At 57.2% G+C, this 18,735-nt stretch carries 14 protein-coding genes; 8 read left to right on the top strand and 6 right to left on the bottom strand.

Annotation, left to right across the window (positions count from 1 at the left end; all coding sequences use genetic code 11):
- Positions 1–2: 2 nt before the first annotated feature.
- From HZB29_13695 to wecB, 3 genes are read left to right on the top strand one after another with little or no spacing between them, the layout of a single operon-like run.
- Complete coding sequence (locus HZB29_13695; GenBank protein ID MBI5816651.1) at positions 3–2,870, top strand: hypothetical protein; 2,868 nt, start codon at positions 3–5, stop codon at positions 2,868–2,870.
- Complete coding sequence (locus HZB29_13700) at positions 2,867–4,462, top strand: Gfo/Idh/MocA family oxidoreductase (protein ID MBI5816652.1); 1,596 nt, start codon at positions 2,867–2,869, stop codon at positions 4,460–4,462. The genes HZB29_13695 and HZB29_13700 overlap by 4 nt, the downstream gene beginning before the upstream one ends.
- Entirely contained in the window at positions 4,459–5,520 is a 1,062-nt protein-coding gene (gene wecB / locus HZB29_13705) for a UDP-N-acetylglucosamine 2-epimerase (non-hydrolyzing) (protein MBI5816653.1), read from the top strand. The genes HZB29_13700 and wecB overlap by 4 nt, the downstream gene beginning before the upstream one ends.
- Here the strand turns inward: wecB and HZB29_13710 are convergent.
- The gene (locus HZB29_13710; GenBank protein ID MBI5816654.1) at positions 5,517–6,452 is read right to left on the bottom strand and encodes a class I SAM-dependent methyltransferase; all 936 of its coding nucleotides are present in this window, start codon (positions 6,450–6,452) and stop codon (positions 5,517–5,519) included. The genes wecB and HZB29_13710 overlap by 4 nt on opposite strands.
- Positions 6,453–6,669: 217 nt before the next feature.
- Here HZB29_13710 and HZB29_13715 point away from each other — a divergent pair, with 217 nt between their 5' ends.
- On the top strand, positions 6,670–8,331 hold the full coding sequence (locus HZB29_13715) for a glycosyltransferase (GenBank protein ID MBI5816655.1): 1,662 nt from the start codon (positions 6,670–6,672) through the stop codon (positions 8,329–8,331).
- 76 nt (positions 8,332–8,407) lie between these two features.
- Here HZB29_13715 and HZB29_13720 read toward each other — a convergent pair whose 3' ends face one another.
- Entirely contained in the window at positions 8,408–8,995 is a 588-nt protein-coding gene (locus HZB29_13720) for a hypothetical protein (GenBank protein MBI5816656.1), read from the bottom strand.
- 156 nt (positions 8,996–9,151) lie between these two features.
- Here HZB29_13720 and HZB29_13725 point away from each other — a divergent pair, with 156 nt between their 5' ends.
- The 3 genes from HZB29_13725 to HZB29_13735 are packed head-to-tail and all read left to right on the top strand — an operon-like array spanning position 9,152 to position 12,600.
- On the top strand, positions 9,152–10,540 hold the full coding sequence (locus tag HZB29_13725) for a glycosyltransferase (GenBank protein ID MBI5816657.1): 1,389 nt from the start codon (positions 9,152–9,154) through the stop codon (positions 10,538–10,540).
- Positions 10,537–11,574 carry a glycosyltransferase family 2 protein gene (locus HZB29_13730; protein ID MBI5816658.1) on the top strand — a complete coding sequence of 346 codons (1,038 nt, stop codon included), beginning with the start codon at positions 10,537–10,539 and terminating at the stop codon, positions 11,572–11,574. The genes HZB29_13725 and HZB29_13730 overlap by 4 nt, the downstream gene beginning before the upstream one ends.
- A 57-nt stretch (positions 11,575–11,631) precedes the next feature.
- Complete coding sequence (locus HZB29_13735) at positions 11,632–12,600, top strand: ATP-binding cassette domain-containing protein (GenBank protein MBI5816659.1); 969 nt, start codon at positions 11,632–11,634, stop codon at positions 12,598–12,600.
- Between the two features lie 84 nt (positions 12,601–12,684).
- Here HZB29_13735 and HZB29_13740 read toward each other — a convergent pair whose 3' ends face one another.
- The 4 genes from HZB29_13740 to HZB29_13755 form a co-directional block, all read right to left on the bottom strand.
- A complete protein-coding gene (locus HZB29_13740) occupies positions 12,685–12,930 on the bottom strand; it encodes a hypothetical protein (GenBank protein MBI5816660.1) in 246 nt (81 codons plus the stop codon).
- A gap of 63 nt (positions 12,931–12,993) precedes the next feature.
- Positions 12,994–14,406 carry a type I glutamate--ammonia ligase gene (gene glnA, locus HZB29_13745; protein ID MBI5816661.1) on the bottom strand — a complete coding sequence of 471 codons (1,413 nt, stop codon included), beginning with the start codon at positions 14,404–14,406 and terminating at the stop codon, positions 12,994–12,996.
- A 218-nt stretch (positions 14,407–14,624) separates the two neighbouring features.
- A complete protein-coding gene (locus tag HZB29_13750; GenBank protein ID MBI5816662.1) occupies positions 14,625–14,963 on the bottom strand; it encodes a P-II family nitrogen regulator in 339 nt (112 codons plus the stop codon).
- A gap of 84 nt (positions 14,964–15,047) precedes the next feature.
- On the bottom strand, positions 15,048–16,118 hold the full coding sequence (locus HZB29_13755; GenBank protein ID MBI5816663.1) for an outer membrane beta-barrel protein: 1,071 nt from the start codon (positions 16,116–16,118) through the stop codon (positions 15,048–15,050).
- A gap of 400 nt (positions 16,119–16,518) precedes the next feature.
- Here HZB29_13755 and glgB point away from each other — a divergent pair, with 400 nt between their 5' ends.
- A complete protein-coding gene (gene glgB / locus HZB29_13760) occupies positions 16,519–18,711 on the top strand; it encodes a 1,4-alpha-glucan branching protein GlgB (GenBank protein ID MBI5816664.1) in 2,193 nt (730 codons plus the stop codon).
- The last annotated feature ends 24 nt before the right edge of the window (positions 18,712–18,735 follow it).

The following is an 18,735-nucleotide window of genomic DNA, read 5'->3' on the forward strand; positions in this document are numbered from 1 at the left end:
GCATGAGCGAAAAAGACTCTCCTTTGAAACATGCCGGGTCCATTCCCATCACAGGAGCCGTTGACGGCTCCCCTATGCCGTTTCATTCCATAGTGGCAAGTCCCGATGGCGGTTTTTTCCTTTCCGACGAATTCAACCATCGCGTCCTGAAGGTTTCGGATGGTGGCGAGGTGGTCTCGGTCATCGGAAAGCGGGGCGGCGGTCCGGGTGAGTTCTGGTATCCACGCGGCATGGCCGTCGTCCAAAACGCCGGAGTTATGGAACTTGTGGTGTGCGACGCGTGGAACCACCGCATCCAGCGGTTCGGCATGGACGGCGGCCACATCGGATCGTTCGGCTCGGTTGGGAACGGCGGAAGCGGATTTGACGAGCCAACGGCCGTTCTAGACGCCGGGGAGGGGCATGTATGGATACTGGACCGGTGCAACCACAGAGTTAAAAAATGCGCCCTTGGCGGCGTGACCGTTTACGTTTTTGGCGGGTATATGACAAGGGTGGCCGAACAGGCGCAAAATGACCTCTTGATCCTGCTCGGCGCGGGGGCGGCCAGCCGCGGGCTTAATTACCCGATGTCCTTTGCACGGCTGGATGACGGGACTTTTGTGATAGCCGACACCGGCTCGCGCCGCCTCGTTCATGTAACTAAAACCGGTGATTATACAAAAATCGTTAAGTTGGACGTTGAAGGCCATCCGCCATACCATTTCCCCGTCTCGATCACGCCGGTTGACGGAAGCGTTGTACTGGTGGGAGCAGTTGGCTCCGCTCCAAGAATCATGGATATCAAGAAACCGTGGCTGTCTGTGGAGGCGACGTTTGACGCCGATATATCACGCCCCCCCGCCGCCTTGTCGCGCAAAAGGGGGGATGGCGTCACGGAAATATTCATCGCCGATGGCGTCAGGAAAGTCGTAGACCGTTATGAGTTTGACCATGAAAAATGGAACAAGCTTGCGGCGGCCGCGGCGCCACATGATTTCCCCGATGAAGAAGAGTTGAAGACTGTTCCAAACCACTGGACGGAAAAATGCGGTGATGAATGGCGGATTTATCTGGATTGCGCCCCGAAGGGCAAAGTGACGGACGGCAAATTGAGCTGGTATGCCGGTGCATGCAGGTCGTCCGCCATCTCCGCGGCCAGGGGGCTTATGGAGACGGAAAGCGAATTGCTGCGGGCGGTGGCGTCGCATTGCGAGGCAATGGAAGCGGTCTACGGCGCAAAAGACAGGGCCGCCGCTTCCGTGGCGAACGAAGCGGCGATGAAAGAGGCCCTTTCGGCCAAGTTGCTCCAGAAAAAGCGTTCAATGTTGCGTTGGGCGCTGATGGAAGACATGGCCAGGCTTACGGATGTTTTTGCGGGTGATACGTGGATGGAGCGTCTTTCCGGCGAGCGCGCCGATTTTCAGCAATTAATGGAAAGCGAACTTGAAGCGCGTGGCAAGGATTTCGCGGAAATCGTTGTCTGGCTGTCGGAGAGGCTAAATAGCCCGGGAACTGTGCATGTGAAAGCATGCGCTCATGCTTTCGCCGCGGCGGGCTTCCTGCTGGATCACATCAAGTACACAAGGAAGTCGATCATGCTTCTGGGGGGCGCTCCTGAAAATGTCCAACCGCTGGAAAGCGAGAAGTTCATCTCAGCCCTGCTTGAACCTTATGGATCCGACAGCCTGAATTACTCGAACAAGGTGTTAACAATCATAGCCCACGCATGCGTGGTATGGGACTATGTTGAAACGGCGGACTTTGTTTACAAGGCGCTGGAAACCCGGCACGAGACATACCGCCGGGCCAATCCAATGCAGGCGCTGGAGGCCGCCGAGCGCTTTCAAAGGCATGGCGAGCTTTTCTTTTCCGGCAAATTCATAAGCAGGTTCTCAACTTCTGAAGGCGGCGGGGCCGCCGACTGGCAAAAAGCCTCCAGGCGCCAGGAGATATTGTCCAGTCAGCTTCCCACAATACGCCTTGTCGAAGGGGAATTGATCAGTGGCGCTTTAGGGCAAGGTCTTTCTCTCCCCTCCGGCGCCGACGCCGGTTATTTGAAAAGCATCCACCTCTTGCATCCATACACAGCCAAGGCGATAAGGCCGCATTTAATACTTCCGCTTTCGGCGTCCAGGCTCATCGTCAGTGATGTCTGGGCGCAGGAACTTTTCCTGTGCGAGGAGGATGACGGCGCATGCCGCCTCAGGCCGCTATTGGACAACCCGGCCGTGATAACTTGCCTGGACCGGGCGCCATCAGGCGAAATTCTTATGGTCATGCGGACGAATCCCGCTGATCCGAACGGCGGTTATATGCTCAAGATTCTGAACATTGAAACCGGCGTCATCACAGACATCCCCGCCGTTGTTTATCAGGGCGAGCCGCTTGTGCCCTACAAGGCTTATTACAATTCCAGCGGCCTTATCGTTTATGACCAGATTGGAGCCAAGGGGATTTTCAGGGTTTCCGGAGATTTTATGAGTTGCGAGTTGATCGGCGCTCCTCCTGTAGAGCTTGGGGAGATCAAGATTGCGGGCGGACGTTTTATTGCCACGGCGTTCCCGGCGGACGCCGCGGTGCGCGAATTCGATCCGGAGGGAGGAGAATGGAAATTTGTTGATGACAACCATTTGCTCACCCCGGTGAGCGCGGCTAAAAACAAAGAGGGAATCCTTTTTGTCGCCACGGACACGGGTGTGCAGGCCTACGGCGCCGATGGCAGGGCCATATATCAGATAGGGGCGCTTTTGTCCGGCGGGGCGGAAATGAAACTTGACTCCCAATGCCTGTCCATCATGGCCGATGCCCGGTTTCTTGGAGGAGACCTTCTGGCCGCCGACGCTAAAAACAACGCCATCCATATTTTTAAACAGGTAAGCGTCAAATGAACGCAGCAACCGGCAATGTCAAAGTGGCTGTGATCGGAGCTGGCTACTGGGGGAAAAACCTTGTCCGCAATTTCCATTCGCTCGGCGCGTTGAAGTCCGTTTGCGACAGCGATCCGAACACGCTGGCCGGTTTCCAACGGCAATATCCGGGCGTTTGCGGCGCGTCCACTGTCAAGGAGGTCCTTGATGACCCGGAGGTGAACGCCGTCGCCATAGCCACTCCCGCCGAAACCCATTATTCGCTGGCCGTGGCCTGCCTTGAAGCGGGCAAGGCGGTGTATGTGGAAAAACCCCTTTGCTTGAACGTGGACGACGGCGAAAAACTTCTCAAGCTTGCGGTTGATAAAAAAACAATATTGATGGTGGGGCATCTGCTCCAATACCACCCGGCGGTCATAGCGCTCAAAAAACTTGTGCACGGCGGCGAACTTGGGCGGCTGCAGTACATATATTCAAACCGGTTAAATCTCGGGAAGATACGCACGGAGGAAAATATCCTTTGGTCGTTCGCCCCGCACGACATCTCCGTGATCCTTTCGCTAACGCGCCAGACGCCGGACAGCGTGGCCAGTTTCGGCTCCTATTTCCTGCACAAGACGATTGCGGACGTGACGCTGAGCAACCTTACTTTCCCCTCTGGGGTGAGCGCGCATATATTCGTCAACTGGCTGCATCCGTTCAAGGAGCAGAAGCTTGTGGTGGTGGGGGACAGGAAAATGGCCGTGTTCAACGACATGGAGCCGGAGGAGAAGCTTCTGCTGTATCCGCACGTGATCAACTGGCGCGGGGGCGTGCCGGTGCCGGACAAGAAAGAAGCCATCAAAGTGGAACTGGAAAAGACCGAGCCGCTGGAAAATGAATGCAGGAGTTTTATAAGGGCGGTGGAAACGGGTGTTCCGCCATTCACCGACGGCAGGGAAGGGCTCGATGTGTTAAGGGTGCTGACAGCTTGCCAGGCCTCTATGGAACAAGGCGGGCGCGTGATAAGCCTTGCCCGCCATGCGCAAGGGCATGAGGAAAAAGCGGATCACTTTGTCCATGAAACGTCCGTGGTGGACGACGGGTGCCGGATAGGGGCGGGGACGAAGATATGGCATTTTTCACATGTGCTCAAGGGGAGCGTTGTCGGCGGGAAATGCAACATCGGCCAGAACGTGGTGATCGGGCCGAACGTGACGGTGGGGAACGGGTGCAAGATACAGAACAACGTCTCGGTGTATGAGGGGGTGACGCTGGAGGACGACGTGTTCTGCGGGCCGTCCATGGTGTTCACAAACGTGATGAATCCGCGCTCCCATATCGCCCGCAAAAGCGAGTACAAGGCCACCCTGGTGAAAAAGGGGGCGACAATCGGCGCGAACGCCACGATAGTTTGCGGGATAACGCTTGGGAGCTTTTGCTTCATCGGGGCGGGGGCGGTGGTCATCCGCGACGTTCCGGACCATGCGCTGATGGTGGGCAATCCCGCCGTCCAGAAAGGGTGGATGTGCCATTGCGGGGTGAAACTCGCGTTCCGCAAAGAAAAGGCGGTCTGCGGCGCGTGCGGGACCAGGTACACTCATAAAAAAGGCGCCGTGTCGCCAGCGCCGTGAAAATTTTGACGATCGCCGGAGCCAGGCCGCAATTCGTGAAAGCGGCGGTGGTCAGCAGGGCCATAGCCGCATATAACGCGCGCGCCGGATCCGTCCGGTTGACCGAGGCCATCCTGCATACCGGCCAGCATTACGACCATAACATGAGCGGCGTGTTTTTCGCGGAGATGGAAATCCCGGAGCCGGCCGTCAACCTGTCCATAGGTTCCGGGCTTCACGGCGAGACGACAGGGGCCATGATCGCCGGTATCGAGCGGGAGATAATCGGAAGGAAGCCGGACATCGTCCTGGTTTACGGCGACACTAATTCCACAATGGCGGGCGCATTGGCGGCGGCGAAATTGAACGTCCCGGTGGCCCATGTGGAGGCCGGCCTGCGAAGTTTCAACCGCCGGATGCCCGAGGAGATAAACCGGGTGGTGACGGACCATGTGGCGTCCATCCTTCTCTGCCCCTCGAAAAATTCGGCGGAGCAACTGGCGCGGGAAGGGGTGACGGAAGGAGTCCATGTCACAGGCGACGTAATGTATGACGCCATCGTGCATTACAGGAAGAAGGCGGAGCCAGTGAAAATCGACGGGCCATTCGCACTTTGCACAATCCACCGGGCGGAGAACACCGATGACCCGGAAAGGCTGGCGGCCATATTCGCGGGCCTTGCCACATGCCCCATAAAAATCATTTTGCCCCTCCATCCCCGCACGCGCGGGATGATCGAGCGGACCGGAATTGCATTGCCGGAAAACGTGGACGGATGCGAGCCGTTCTCGTATCTTGCCACCCTTTCGCACCTTGCAAGCTGTTCGTTCGTGATCACCGACTCGGGCGGGCTTCAAAAAGAGGCCTATTTCTCCGGCCGCAAATGCGTCACGTTGCGGGATGAAACCGAGTGGACGGAGCTTGTGGACGCCGGGGCGAATGTCCTGGCGGGGGCCGATCCGGACAGGATGGCCTCAGCCATGCGATGGGCGTTGTCGAAATCCGCGCCGGTGTTCAAGCCTGTGTACGGCGATGGAAACGCGGGCGGGAAAATAGTGGAGATATTGGCTGGCAGCTAACGGCCTTCCGGCGCTTTGCCATCTTTGATGAAATATGCCACTCCATCCCCCCAGTAATTTTTTCTCCACAATGGACGCCAGACACTCAGGATTGCCCTTTTCAGAGGTGTCCAGTTGGTCGTTACAAATATCTTCCGGCGCGGCGGCGAATATGGAGTCAGACCGGCAAGCTTGCCAAGGTTCCGCAAAGAGCTTTCGTTGAAAACGTTCAGGTGAAGCAGCGGAAATGCGAGGTTCAAGCCGGGAGACACGCCCCGCCCGGCAAATTCCTCCTTTATCCCGCTCCCATCCGGGACGCCAATCCGCGCGATTCCACCTGGCCGTAAATATCCGGCAATCGTTTTCATGGTCTCCAGTGGCGAATGAAGATGCTCCATGACTTGATCGGCGTTGACGTAATCAAACGACCCTGCCACGCTCTCGTCGGGCGCCAAAATGCCCCAGCCCGCCGCGCGCTCCACCTTCTCGCCCGACACCTCAATGCCCCAAACGTCCACGCCGAAAGCTTTGGCCATCCGTGCCCAGAATCCCCAGCCCATGCCATATTCCAGCGCCCTTATGGACCAGGGGGGCCTGTCGAACATGGCGATCATGGTCATTATTTCGCGTGTAAAAGCGGCATAATTGTTAAGCGACAGCCTTTTCTCCGCAGACTCCATGCTGGATCCCTGATAGGCCCATTCGCCGTAGATATCGGCCAGCAAATTTTCGCCGGGCGCCCATCGCTGATAAACAAGACCGCACACGCCGCATTCGTCCAGCGCAAATTCAGCTTCATGAAGCGCTTCGGCAAGCTTTCCGGCCGCAAAAGGGGCATAACTTTCGCGCAGAAATCCGGCGACCGGTTCCATGCTGTAAGCGCAGGAGTAAACCGTCCCCATTGACGCGGTGGAACATACCGGGCAATTGCGCCTTTCAACAAGCTCTGTCATCGCAATTATCCACGCTCCAGCGTGGCTTCCAGCCCGGCCAGCGCGCCTGCATGAGCCGTATTGACCTCAGTCAACAAGGTAAAGAAATTTTCCAGCGGCATGCTGGGCAAGGGCGTATGGACATGGAGTATCCTTTATGATATGTAGACATGATATATGGAATAAGCATGCTATTCATTATCTGTTTTTAGCGTCAGCAGGAACAGCGCGTCCACAAATGATTTTAGCCAACGAACATGCGCCCGCCCAGCCGTTGATAATATTCAGGTCGGCGCAGTGGCCGGTGTTTCTCAACACATTGCGGGCAGCCAAAGAAAAGTATCCCGAAAATCCCGTCGACGTTCTGGCCCAGCCAGAGGCAGTGGACACTGTGAAGGAGTTTGGCCTGGCGCGGGAGGTGATTGCGGCCAAGTCCCGCTGGTTCACATTTAAAAGCGTAGACGTGCCCTCGCTGAAGGCCAAAGGCTACCGTATGGCCGTCGTGCCTGTAAGCGACCGGTTTGCCGAGGGGTATTTCACTGTTTTCGCCCTGGCGTGGCTTATGGCCAAAGAGGCTTATTGGAGCCACTCGAAAGGTGGTTTTGAGCCGATCACCATCGCGGTCCTCCTTGATCTTCTCACCAGGAGCGCGCGAAGATGGATCCTGACCGTCTTGTCCTTGCTGGTCCTTCCCGCCGCGCTCATTTTGGCGGTCATGACGCGCCTGGTCCACCGCAGGGGCCGATACCAGCTACTATACATAGCAAACGACAGCTGGCAGGATCCACTGGTTCTGAGCCATAGTCTTGCATGGATAAAAAAAACCGGGCAACGGGCGGTGTTCGCTTCATTCGAGGGTCGCATCGAGTTGAACGCCAATATCCCATTCCCTCTGGACGACGCTGTCCGGATCGAGTCCCGGTTCGATCCGAACATGCACAGAATGCTTATCTGCGCCCTGCCCAAATTGACGCTGGCGGCGGCGATACATGGGGTGAGGACAACGCATGCCCGGAGTTATGGCCCGGCGTTCATCGCGGCAATCCTCAAGAAAACGCTTGGATTGAGGTTTGTATTCGATACCCGTGGAGCATGGATGGAGGAGAATATCCTGTCCGGATATTACAATACGCGCCCTATTTCCAGAAATCTGGACATGGCGATGACAAGGGCCGCATTTGGCTGCGCAGACCATGTGATAGCCGTTGGGGAGGCCCATGCGGCCCTGCTCTCAAAGAACTACGAAATGCCCAGGCCGCCGGTGATAATCACCTGCTCGGTCGACACGGATCATTACGCAAAGGCGGCGGAGCTGCGCGACGTGTACAGGGAGAAACTTGGGTTTTCAGGAATGCGTGTCGCCGGCTATTCCGGCTCAGCCGTCCATTACCAGTCGCCGGAACTTGTGGCGCGCCTTATGGCCCAACTTACTGCCCAGGATCCGGATACGCGCGGCCTCATTCTTTCGCAGGACGCCGCATGGTTCGAATCGCTTTTGCGGATGAGCGGGGCCGACCCGGCTCGGGTGCGGCTGATGTCGCCGCAAAGGGATGAACTTGCGGCGTACACTTCGTGTATGGATTGCGCGCTCCTTTTGCGGAAACCGGCGGAGGCCATCGATATCGGGCTGCCGTCAAAATTTGCCGAGTATCTTGCCGCGGGGGTCCCGGCGCTTGCGTCGGGAAACCAGATTGATGTGGCCAGGATATTAAACCAGCGTGACGCAGGGGTTTTGTGCGATTGGGATTCCCTGTCCGTCAAGACCCTCGCCGGGGCTCTTAAGACCTTCACCGACGATCGCGCTGGATATTCGGCCCGTTGCATGAAAGCCGCCGCCGACATTTTCAATATTGGCAATTATTCTGGCGTGATAAAAAAACTTTGGGACACTGATTCCTGATCTGGCCGCCTTGCATTGCGTAAATTTGAACTCGTTCTCATTTTGACTGAACGGCGTTGTTTTAAGTACAGAGCCGTCAATTCCTGTCCCAGGAGGACGAATCCCCCCGGATGCGGCCAATGGCCACCGCCACAAGGTACGCAATCTCAACAACTGCTTTGACAGCCAGCGCCACGGGAATCATGGCAATGTCCATCAAGACCGGCGCGGCGATTCCCCCCAAAGTTATTTCCCTGAACACGGATTTATCGCGGCCCTCGCTGTCATCGCAGAACACGCCAAGCGTTGTTTTGCCATTGAACGCCAGCGCCGCAAGCTCAAGCAGCCGGTAACCGGCGCCTGAAGGATTGTTGTACACCACCACCATTATGTCCGCCTTCAATGCTCTCACCGCGCCAAATTTCACCGATGGAATCTTGCCGTAGCCCAACATGCCGCCCGGCAGAGCCTCCACCACGTTAACGCCGGCAATAGCGTTATTTACGGAGTCCGTTTTTCCCGTCTGAGCCACGATGGTTATCTTGGTTTCCGGAAACAGTTTATTTAAGCGCTCCACAACAACCGCCAACTGGTCCATGCGAGTGGTGGCGGTGACGGCTAAGGTCTTGGCGCCGACCGTTCCGGGAATTTCCGGCGTGGATTCCATCCTGATTTCCGCTTCCATTGATAGAGGCAATCCGCACATTATACAACAGTGTTTCAGGCGGCCGGCGATTTACGGGCGGACAATTCATTAGCCATCATTATTGAAACCCGTACAAATACAATTTACGATGATAGCGCCGGTGCTCCGGCGAGGGTATGCTGACCGGAAATGTGAATGCAAGAGGCTGGCGTTGCGCTGATGGCAAAATCCGATCCATGGGGGAACGTTCTTAGTTACAGGCCGTTTATCCCCGATGAAAAATGGAGGCCGTTCCACCCGGAAAAAGAAAAAATAACCGGGTGGAGCGCAAGATCGCTTTTCATATCGCAGATGTTCCCCAACCCCATTTATGATTCCGGAAGCTTTGTTCTGGACCAGGCGCGGGCCCTGCGGGAGGCCGGGGTGGACGCACGGGCAATCGCGCCATACAGGTTCTGGATTGTCCGGAACTTAGACCTGGGATTTCCCGCCGCGCTAGCTTTTTCTCCTTTCACCGCGGCGAACTACCTGCGGACATTTCATGACGCCCGCTGGTATGACGTGGGTGGCGTCCCGGCCATCCACATTCCATATCCGTTGCTGTGGAGCTATTGGAATCACGCCGATTTTTACCGGCGTCCCGTTTTAAAAGCCGTGCGTAATATTCACGGCCTGTTCCCTTTTGATATAGTCCACGCCCATTCCACGTTCCACGACGGCGCGGCGGGCGCGGCCATCGCCGGGAAATTCGGAGTCCCGCTCGTTATCACGGAGCATCTTGGTGAGGTTGACAAGCTTTTTAGCGACGACAGGTTCGCGGGCGTCATAAGATCAAACATCGCCACAGCTTCGCGGGTGATAGCGGTGTCCCGGGCGCACAGGGACAAACTTGCCGGTTTTTTGGACGAGCGGGACCGGGCCAAGCTTGCCGTGGTCCCAAACTGCGTGGACACTTCAGTGTTTTATCCCTCCACAGGACCAGCGCCCGATCTGGCCGCGCCACGTTTTGCGTTCATCGGATATTTCCGGGCGGTAAAAAACCTGGAATTGCTCATTGGCGCTTTCGCTTCCGTCTTGAAGTCGATCCCACGCGCCACATTGACTATGATAGGCTCCGGCAAACCTTCCGATCCGTCTTGCGAGGAGGGCTTGAAGAGAATGGTTGGCGAACTCGGGATAGGCAAAGCCGTCCGGTTCCTGCCGGTGATACCGGCCAACGAGCGGATGAAAATGGCGGATACCATCAGGGACGAATGCGATATCGTCGTCCTCACAAGCCGGTATGAGAGTTTCGGGTGCGTGCTGATGGAGGCGCTGGCGTGCGGAAAACAGGTGGTCTCCACCCGTTGCGGCGGGCCGGAGGATATAATAGATGGAGACGCAAAGGGTTTTCTTTGCGAAAACGGCAGCCGGGATGATTTGGCGGAGAAACTTGAAATGGCCGCAAGCAATCTTGCCGGGCATGATCCAAAGGCGGCGGCGGCGGACGCGTCCGCCAGGTTCTCCAGCAAAAGGATCGGCGATATGATTCATGAAATATATAAGGACGCGCTTTCGGTGAAAATCGGAGGAATGGGGCGGTGATCAGCGTTATTATCCTTGCCCATAACAAGGTGGACATGACGCGCGAGTGCCTGTCGTCACTTTCGCGGTCCAGTTGCGCCACGGACATGGAGGTCATCCTTGCCGACAACGCTTCCACCGACGAGACAACGCAGCTAGGCGGTGAATTCGGCGGGCAGTTCGGCAAGTTCGTTTATCTGCGCAACGATGACAACCTCACCTTCTCCATCGCGAACAACAAGGCCGCCGCGCGGGCCAAGGGCGAAATGCTGCTTTTCCTCAACAACGACGTGACGGTGGGATCGGACAGCGTGGCCGCCATGGCCGAGGCGTTCTCCACCGACAAAACAATAGGGATGGCCGGGGCAAAGCTCGTTTTTCCCGGATCGGAGCGGGTGCAGCACGCGGGTATTGTGCCGATGCTTTGGGGATACGCCTCCAACTACGGCTCCGGCGGCATGAGCGAGGACGCAAGATTCAATTCGCAAAAGGAAATGTTCGCCGTGACCGGGGCAATGCTGATGGCCAGGCGGAATGTGTTCGAAGGGGTGAAAGGATTTGACGAGGGATTTGTGTGGGGCTATGAGGACGTTGATCTTTGCCTGAAGGCCGCCGCCTATGGCGCGGGTGTCGTTTACGTTCCGCGGGCGGAGAGCGTACACCACGAGTCCGCCACGATGAAGGATTCCGGCAAACATGGCCATCTGCGCGCCAATTACCATTTATACAGGAACAAGTGGGACCACCTGCTGGTTCCAAGGGAGCGCGGAACAGTGGCGGCGCTTAAAAAAGACGGGGTCAGACGGGTGGTTGTTTTCGGAACCGGCCAGGCCGCCCGTGGGCTTTTCGCGATTCTGACCGAAAACGGTATTTCAGTTGTTGGCTTCGCCTCCTCCACGCCTCATGACTCGTTGACGTCCACTTTTTTAGACAGGCCGGTCTATCTTCTGGACGAAATGGAGGGGGTGGAATACGACAGGATGATAATCGGCTCCCAGTTCTATTTTGAAATCGAGTCCAAATTCAACGAAAAGACTATTTTCCCGGTCGTTTGATTAACGCCGCCGCACGCCTTTGATTGACATCGGCCCGGGTTGACATAAAATTACCCTATGAATCCAGTTGCCTTGCTTGAAGTTGAAGACCTCGTGAAGCATTACCCGCTCCGGTCGGGGATCCTTTCAAAAATCACCGGAGGAGTGCGGGCTGTGGAAGGGGTGAGTTTTGCGATAAATCCCGGCGAGACCTTCGGGCTTGTGGGGGAATCCGGCTGCGGCAAGTCCACCACCGGCAGGCTCGTGCTGCGGCTTCTGGAGCCGACGGCCGGGAGCGTGAAATTCGAGGGGGAGGACATTTTCGCCCTCCCCGGCGATAAGATGCGGGCGTTGCGCCGCAAAATGCAGATAATTTTCCAGGACCCTTACGCATCGCTCAATCCAAGGATGACCGTGGGCGCAACTGTGGCCGAGCCGTTCCACATCCACAACGTCGGGGCGAAAAAGGATAGGCGGGACATGGCCCTGGCGGCCCTCGAAACAGTCGGCATGGGGGCGGACTGCGTTTCGCGCTATCCCCACGAATTCTCCGGCGGGCAGCGCCAGAGGATCGGCATCGCCCGGGCCATAGCGTTGAATCCCGAGTTTGTTGTTTGCGACGAGCCGGTGTCCGCGCTGGACGTGTCCATCCAGGCGCAGGTGATAAACCTGCTCATGGACTTAAAGGCCCGGATGAACATGGCGTACCTTTTCATATCGCACGACCTTTCGGTGGTGGAAAGGCTGTGCAACCGGGTGGCGGTGATGTACCTGGGGAAGATAGTGGAGACCGGCCCTGTTGAGGCGGTATATTCCAGGCATGTCCATCCATACACGGAAGCGCTGCTCTCCGCCACGCCGGAGCCGGATCCCGATTCACACCGCAAGCGCATACGCCTTGAGGGGGACGTGCCAAGCGCGGTAAATCCCCCTTCCGGATGCGTGTTCCGCACCCGCTGCCCGTTGGCTAAAGATATGTGCGCCGCCACCGTCCCCCCGCTGACAGAACGCTCCCCCGGCCATTACGCCGCCTGCCTGGTAAGATAGCGGGTATTAGTGGAAAGGTGGAAAGGGGGCAGGTCTCTACTTTTGACTTTTTACTGTTAGCAGGGGTGTTTAAGCGACAGCGCGTCACCCCGGCGTCCTAACATATGCGCCAATGAAACAATGCGCCAAGGAAACCGGGGTGAAGAACACCCCGGACAGCGGCAATATTTTGCGATGACAATAAATTGGAATTTCCTCCCAATACGTGAACAATGCGTAAAAAAGAAAGCGTTCTGCAATCATCGCAGGGGCGGGTTTAAAACCCGCCCCTGCAAAATAAAAAACCGGGAAGGATTTCTCCTTCCCGGCTGTGAATTCAACCTCACCCATTCGACAGGCTCAGGGTGACAATTAACAATGCAAGGGCGGGTTTTAAACCCGCCCCCACAGTCCTTAAATATCGTAATACAGCGTGAATTCGTAAGGATGGGGCCTCTTGCGAAGCTCGTCCACCTCTTTCTCCTTCTTGTACCCGATCCAGGTGTCGATAAGGTCCTGGGTGAACACGTCCCCTTTCAACAGGTAGTCGTGGTCGTTCTCCAGTTCCTCCAGCGCTTCCTCCAGCGAACCGGGGAGGCTGGGCACCTCGGCCAGTTCCTCCGGGGTGAGCCCGTAGATGTCCTTGTCCAGCGGAGCGCCCGGGTCGATCTTGTTCTGGACGCCGTCCAGGCCGGCCAGCAGCATCGCCGAGAAGGCCAGATAGGCGTTCGTGCTCGGGTCCGGGAAGCGGACCTCGATGCGCTTTGCCTTCGGGCTGGACGAATAGGAGGGGATGCGGATGGAAGCCGAGCGGTTGCGGGAAGAGTACGCCAGGTTCACCGGGGCCTCATAGCCTGGCACCAGCCTCTTGTATGAGTTGGTGGTGGGCGCCACGATGGCCGCCAGCGAGCGGGCGTGCTTCAAGATGCCGCCGATGTAGTGGAGCGCCATCTGGGAAAGGCCGCCATAGCCGTCGCCGGCGAACAGGGGCTTTCCGTCCTTCCACAACGACTGGTGGCAGTGCATGCCGCTGCCGTTGTCCCCCCAGATCGGTTTGGGCATGAAGGTGGCCGTCCTGTTGTTTCTGCGGGCCACGTTCTTGATGATGTACTTGAAGAGCATCAGCTTGTCCGCCATCGGAAGCAGCGGGGAGAAGCGCATGTCTATCTCCGCCTGGCCGGCCGTGGCCACTTCGTGGTGCTGGGCCTCGATCTCGATGCCGCACTGCTGCATCACCATCACCATCTCAGAGCGCAGGTCCATCTGGCTGTCCACCGGCGGAACCGGGAAGTAGCCTTCCTTGAAGCGCGGCTTGTAGCCCAGGTTCGGGCCTTCGTCGCGCCCCGAGTTCCACTGGGCCTCAACGGAGTCCACAGAGTAGAACGACGAGCCGTGGCCGGAATGGTAGCGCACGTCGTCGAATATGAAGAACTCGGCTTCCGGGCCGAAGAACGCCGTGTCGGCGATCCCGGTGGATTTCAGGTACGCCTCGGCCTTTTTGGCTATGTGGCGCGGGTCGCGCTCATACGGTTCCATGGTGAGCGGATCGAAAACGTTGGCCACCAGCGAAAGTGTGGTGTACTTGCAGAAAGGGTCTATCATCGCCGTGGTGGGATCCGGGATGATGAGCATGTCCGAAGCGTGGATCGCCTTCCAGCCCCTTATGGAGGAACCGTCGAAACCAAGCCCTTCGGTGAAGGTGGACTCTTTCAATTCCGACATCGGATAGCTGCAGTGCTGCCAAACACCGGGCAGATCGAGAAATTTCACGTCGAACATCTCGACCTTGTTCGCGCGGGCGAACTCCAATACCTCTTTTGGTGTCATCTAATCCTCCCTGTTTTCTGAATGAAAATGTTCAATAAGGTAAAACATAATACGTCACGCGCCGCCCGGCTCCGCGCCCGCTTTTGGCGGAAACGGCCCCGGGCGGCGTTTAGATCCATGTCGTTGTCCTTAAAGACCACCGCCTTCAAACGCCGCGAACGGCCCTTCAAAGCGCATAGGCTTTCATAACACGGCCGCCAAGTCAAGGGCGCAAAAGGCTAGATGGCCTCCGCTCCCCTCTCGCCGGTCCTTATCCTGATCACTTCCTCCACGGGGCTGACGAAAATCTTCCCGTCGCCGATCTTGCCGGTGGCCGCCGCGCCGATGATCTTTTCGATGGCAGTCTCCACCATCCCGTCGTCCACCACAATCTCAAGCTTTATCTTGGGGAGGAAATCAACCACGTACTCCGCCCCCCTGTAAAGCTCCGTGTGCCCCTTTTGCCGCCCAAAACCCTTCACCTCGGTGACGGTAAGGCCTTGCACGCCGATTCCGGTGAGCGCCTCCTTCACCTCCTCGAGCTTGAAGGGCTTTATTATCGCTTCCACCTTTTTCATCTTTCCCATCCTGTCGTTTTAAGTTTCGTCTCTCAAGCCGCCCCGGGCCGGCCCAACACCTGCCCGGGGAGCCAGTTCACCGCTTCAGAAAGAATATACGAAATCCAGCGCGATGTCCGTAACGGAGTCGTTGGAATTGCCGTCCTTGTCCACAAACACCTTCTGGTCGGACTTGGTCATCCTGTACTCGGCCCTGGCGATAAAGCCGGGGGTGAAAGTGTATGTGGGCGCTATCGTAATAGCGTCGCGCTTCTCCTTGACGCCCGAGCCGAACCTGGCGCCACCCTTATCGTCAAACGTGTCATACCGCGCCGTCAGGCTGACCTTGTCCGTGATGGCGTAGTTGACCATCACAAGAAACCCGCTCCACTCCGCGTCGCCGCCGGGATTGACCACCGACTGCTTCTCAAACTTCCCGGAGTTGAACTCCGCCCCGATAGTCAGCCCCTTTACCGACGTGATCGTGGCGTCCACGTCAAACGCGGAAAGGTTGTTGGCGGCGGCGTTGTTCGCGTCGCTCCCCTCTTTGCCGGTGATGTACGAAAGCCCCACGTTCACCCCCTCCAAAGGCGTGATTCCCAACCGGCCGCCTATGGTCTTGTCCTTGTTGTCGTCCTGCAGTTTATCCCAACCGTTAACTCCATACACCTGGAAATCCACTATCCCCGCCGCGCCGGAAAGGTTGACCCCGGTCAGGTTGGTCGGGAGCCCGTAGATAAAAACCATGGCGTGGGAATATTGGAACATCTGGTTCGGATCCACCAGTTCAAACCCGATGGGGGCGTTGAATTTGCCCACAGTCAGCTTCAAGCCGGCCGGCAGGTTGATCCACACGAAGCCCTGCTCCAGCGAGACGTCCGCAAGGCCCGCCACCGTGGCGGTTGTCTCCCCCGCTTTGGCGCTGACGGCCGTCATCCTGTCCGAAGACCTGTAGTTAAGGTCAAAACGCATTCCACCCACATCCTTAATGGACTTTTCCACATCCACTTCCGCCTCTTCGAGGGTGAATGTGGAGACACCGGACCTGTCCTGATTGTCATAATCGGTTTGGACAAAGCCGGTTAGCTTGAACCCATCGGCCAAATCAACGGCTTGAGCCGGGGAAAAACTTGCGGCGAAAAATAGAGCCATGAGTCCAAGAACCACCTTTTTCATGAATACCTCCTCTACCTGTAACCCAAAGTTGTGAGCCGAAAATCCGACGCCAAAGCCACCATAAGCCTGGCGTATCAATAATGCTATTGCTGACACGTCATTGAGCAATCGTGGCGCCAAAAAGAAAGAATACGGCAGAGCTGAAGTCAACATTTTGAGTTTCAAGAGATTACACTGATAAATGGCCCCTTGCAAGAGTATATCGGCAGGACGTGGCGCCTACAAACAAAGCTTTATCAAGCGGCCGCGCCCAAAATATAGGCTCTATCGAGAATACTCCGCACAAGTCAAAACCTTAAGCGCCCGAATCATCACCCCTTGCCTTGCGGGATGTTCGACTGTAACATTTACACAAGCGGCAATTACGCCGGACGTGGCCTCTTACCAAAGGTTCCAAAATATGTGCCCGACCGTCCCCCGTCACCAGATAGACAGGATAATCCACGCGGACCATCATGATCCGTTCACAGTGCTCGGCATACACCCGGCGGCTGGCGGCGTTGCGATACGCGCGTTTGATCCGGAGGCGGCGGAAATCGCGGTTGTCGACATACACTCCAAAAAGCTGCGATATCAGATGACCCGCGTGGACGACGCCGGTTTTTTCGAGACGTTCGTCCCGGACAGGACCGTCTTCGCCTACGACCTGCACATCGTCAATTACCGCGGCGAAAGCCGGGTCAACAGGGACCCGTACAGTTTCCTGCCGCTTCTCGGGGAGATGGACCTTTACCTGTTCAACGAAGGCAACCACTACGATATACACAAAAAGCTGGGCGCCCACGTGATGAATGTGGACGGGGTGACCGGGACCAGGTTCGCCGTCTGGGCGCCCAACGCAAGAAGGGTGTCGGTGGTGGGGGATTTTTGCGGGTGGGACGGACGCAGGTTCCCCATGCGTGTGCTGGGAAGCTCCGGGGTGTGGGAGATATTCATCCCCGGCGCCGACAGGGGGACAATGTACAAATACGAGATAAAGGCCAAGAACGGCGATGTTTTCACCAAGGCAGATCCATACGCCTACGCCAGCGAGCTTCGCCCCCGCACAGCTTCCGTGGTGTGGGACATGGAGGGGTACAAATGGGACGACTCGGAGTGGATAAAGACAAGGAATTCGCGGGACCTGCTAAAGCAGCCCATGGCCATATATGAAGTACATTTAGGATCATGGGCCAGGAGCGTGGACGGCGCCCATTGGCTTTCGTACAGGGACATGGCGCCGCTGCTGGTGGAATATTGCCGGCGGCAGAATTTCACGCATGTGGAACTCATGCCGGTGAACGAACATCCTTTTGACGCTTCATGGGGCTATCAGGTGACCGGCTATTTCTGCCCCACCTCCCGCTTCGGCGGCCCGGACGACTTCAAATATTTCATAGATTTTTTCCACAACCACGGCATCGGCGTGATCATAGACTGGGTGCCCGCGCACTTCCCAAAGGACGATTTCGGCCTGCGAAGGTTCGACGGGACTCCGCTGTACGAGCATGAGGACTGGCGGCGCGGGGAACACAAGGACTGGGGGACGCTCATATTCAACTATGGCCGGCCGGAGGTGGCCAACTTCCTGCTCTCCTCGGTGCTGTTCTGGCTGGAGCACTACCATCTGGACGGGATCCGGGTGGACGCCGTGGCCTCGATGCTTTACCTGGACTACTCCAGGGAGGCGGGCGAATGGGCGCCAAACCAGTACGGCGGCAAGGAGAACCTGGAGGCCATCGAGTTCCTCAAAAAGATGAACGTGCTCGTCCACGAAAAATTCCCCGGAGTGGTGACCATCGCCGAAGAGTCCACCTCCTGGGGCGGCGTCTCCCGCCCGACATACGTGGGAGGGCTGGGCTTTACGATGAAATGGAACATGGGCTGGATGCACGACATGCTCGAGTACTTCAGCAAGGACCCGATCCACCGCAAGCATCACCACAGCAACCTGACCTTCGCCATGCTGTACGCGTTCCATGAAAACTTCGTCCTCCCATTCAGCCATGACGAGGTGGTGCACGGCAAGGGATCGCTCATCGGCAAGATGCCGGGGGACACCTGGAGGCAGTTTGCCAACCTGAGGCTCCTGCTCGGCTATATGTACGCCCATCCCGGCAAGAAACTTCTTTTCCAGGGGGGGGACATCGGCCAGTGGAGCGAATGGGATCATGACAAGTCGGTGGAATGGCACCTTCTAAAGTACGCTCCGCACGCAAGACTGCAGAAATTCATGGCCGACCTGGGAGGCGTTTACCTCAGGGAAAAAAGCATGTGGGAGGTGGACTTCAGCTGGAACGGATTCGAATGGATAGACTTCGGGGACTGGGAGTCGTCCGTGATATCCTTCGTCCGGCGCGCGGAGAACCCGGCGGACCATACCGTGTATGTCTTCAACTTCACGCCGGTGCCAAGGTGGGAGTACAGGCTGGGGGTGCCGGAACACGCTTTTTACGAAGAAGTCCTCAATTCGGACGCACAGATTTACTATGGATCGAATGTCGGCAACTTCGGAGGGGTGTGGGCGGACAGGCAGCCGTGGCACGGCCAGCCTGATTCCATAAGGATAACGCTCCCGCCGCTTGGCATGCTCATGTTCAAGCCGAGACGGTGAAGCGGGACGGCCTGCCTGCGGCGA

The organism is Nitrospinota bacterium (assembly GCA_016235255.1).
Taxonomy (GTDB): Bacteria; Nitrospinota_A; UBA7883; order UBA7883; family JACRLM01; genus JACRLM01.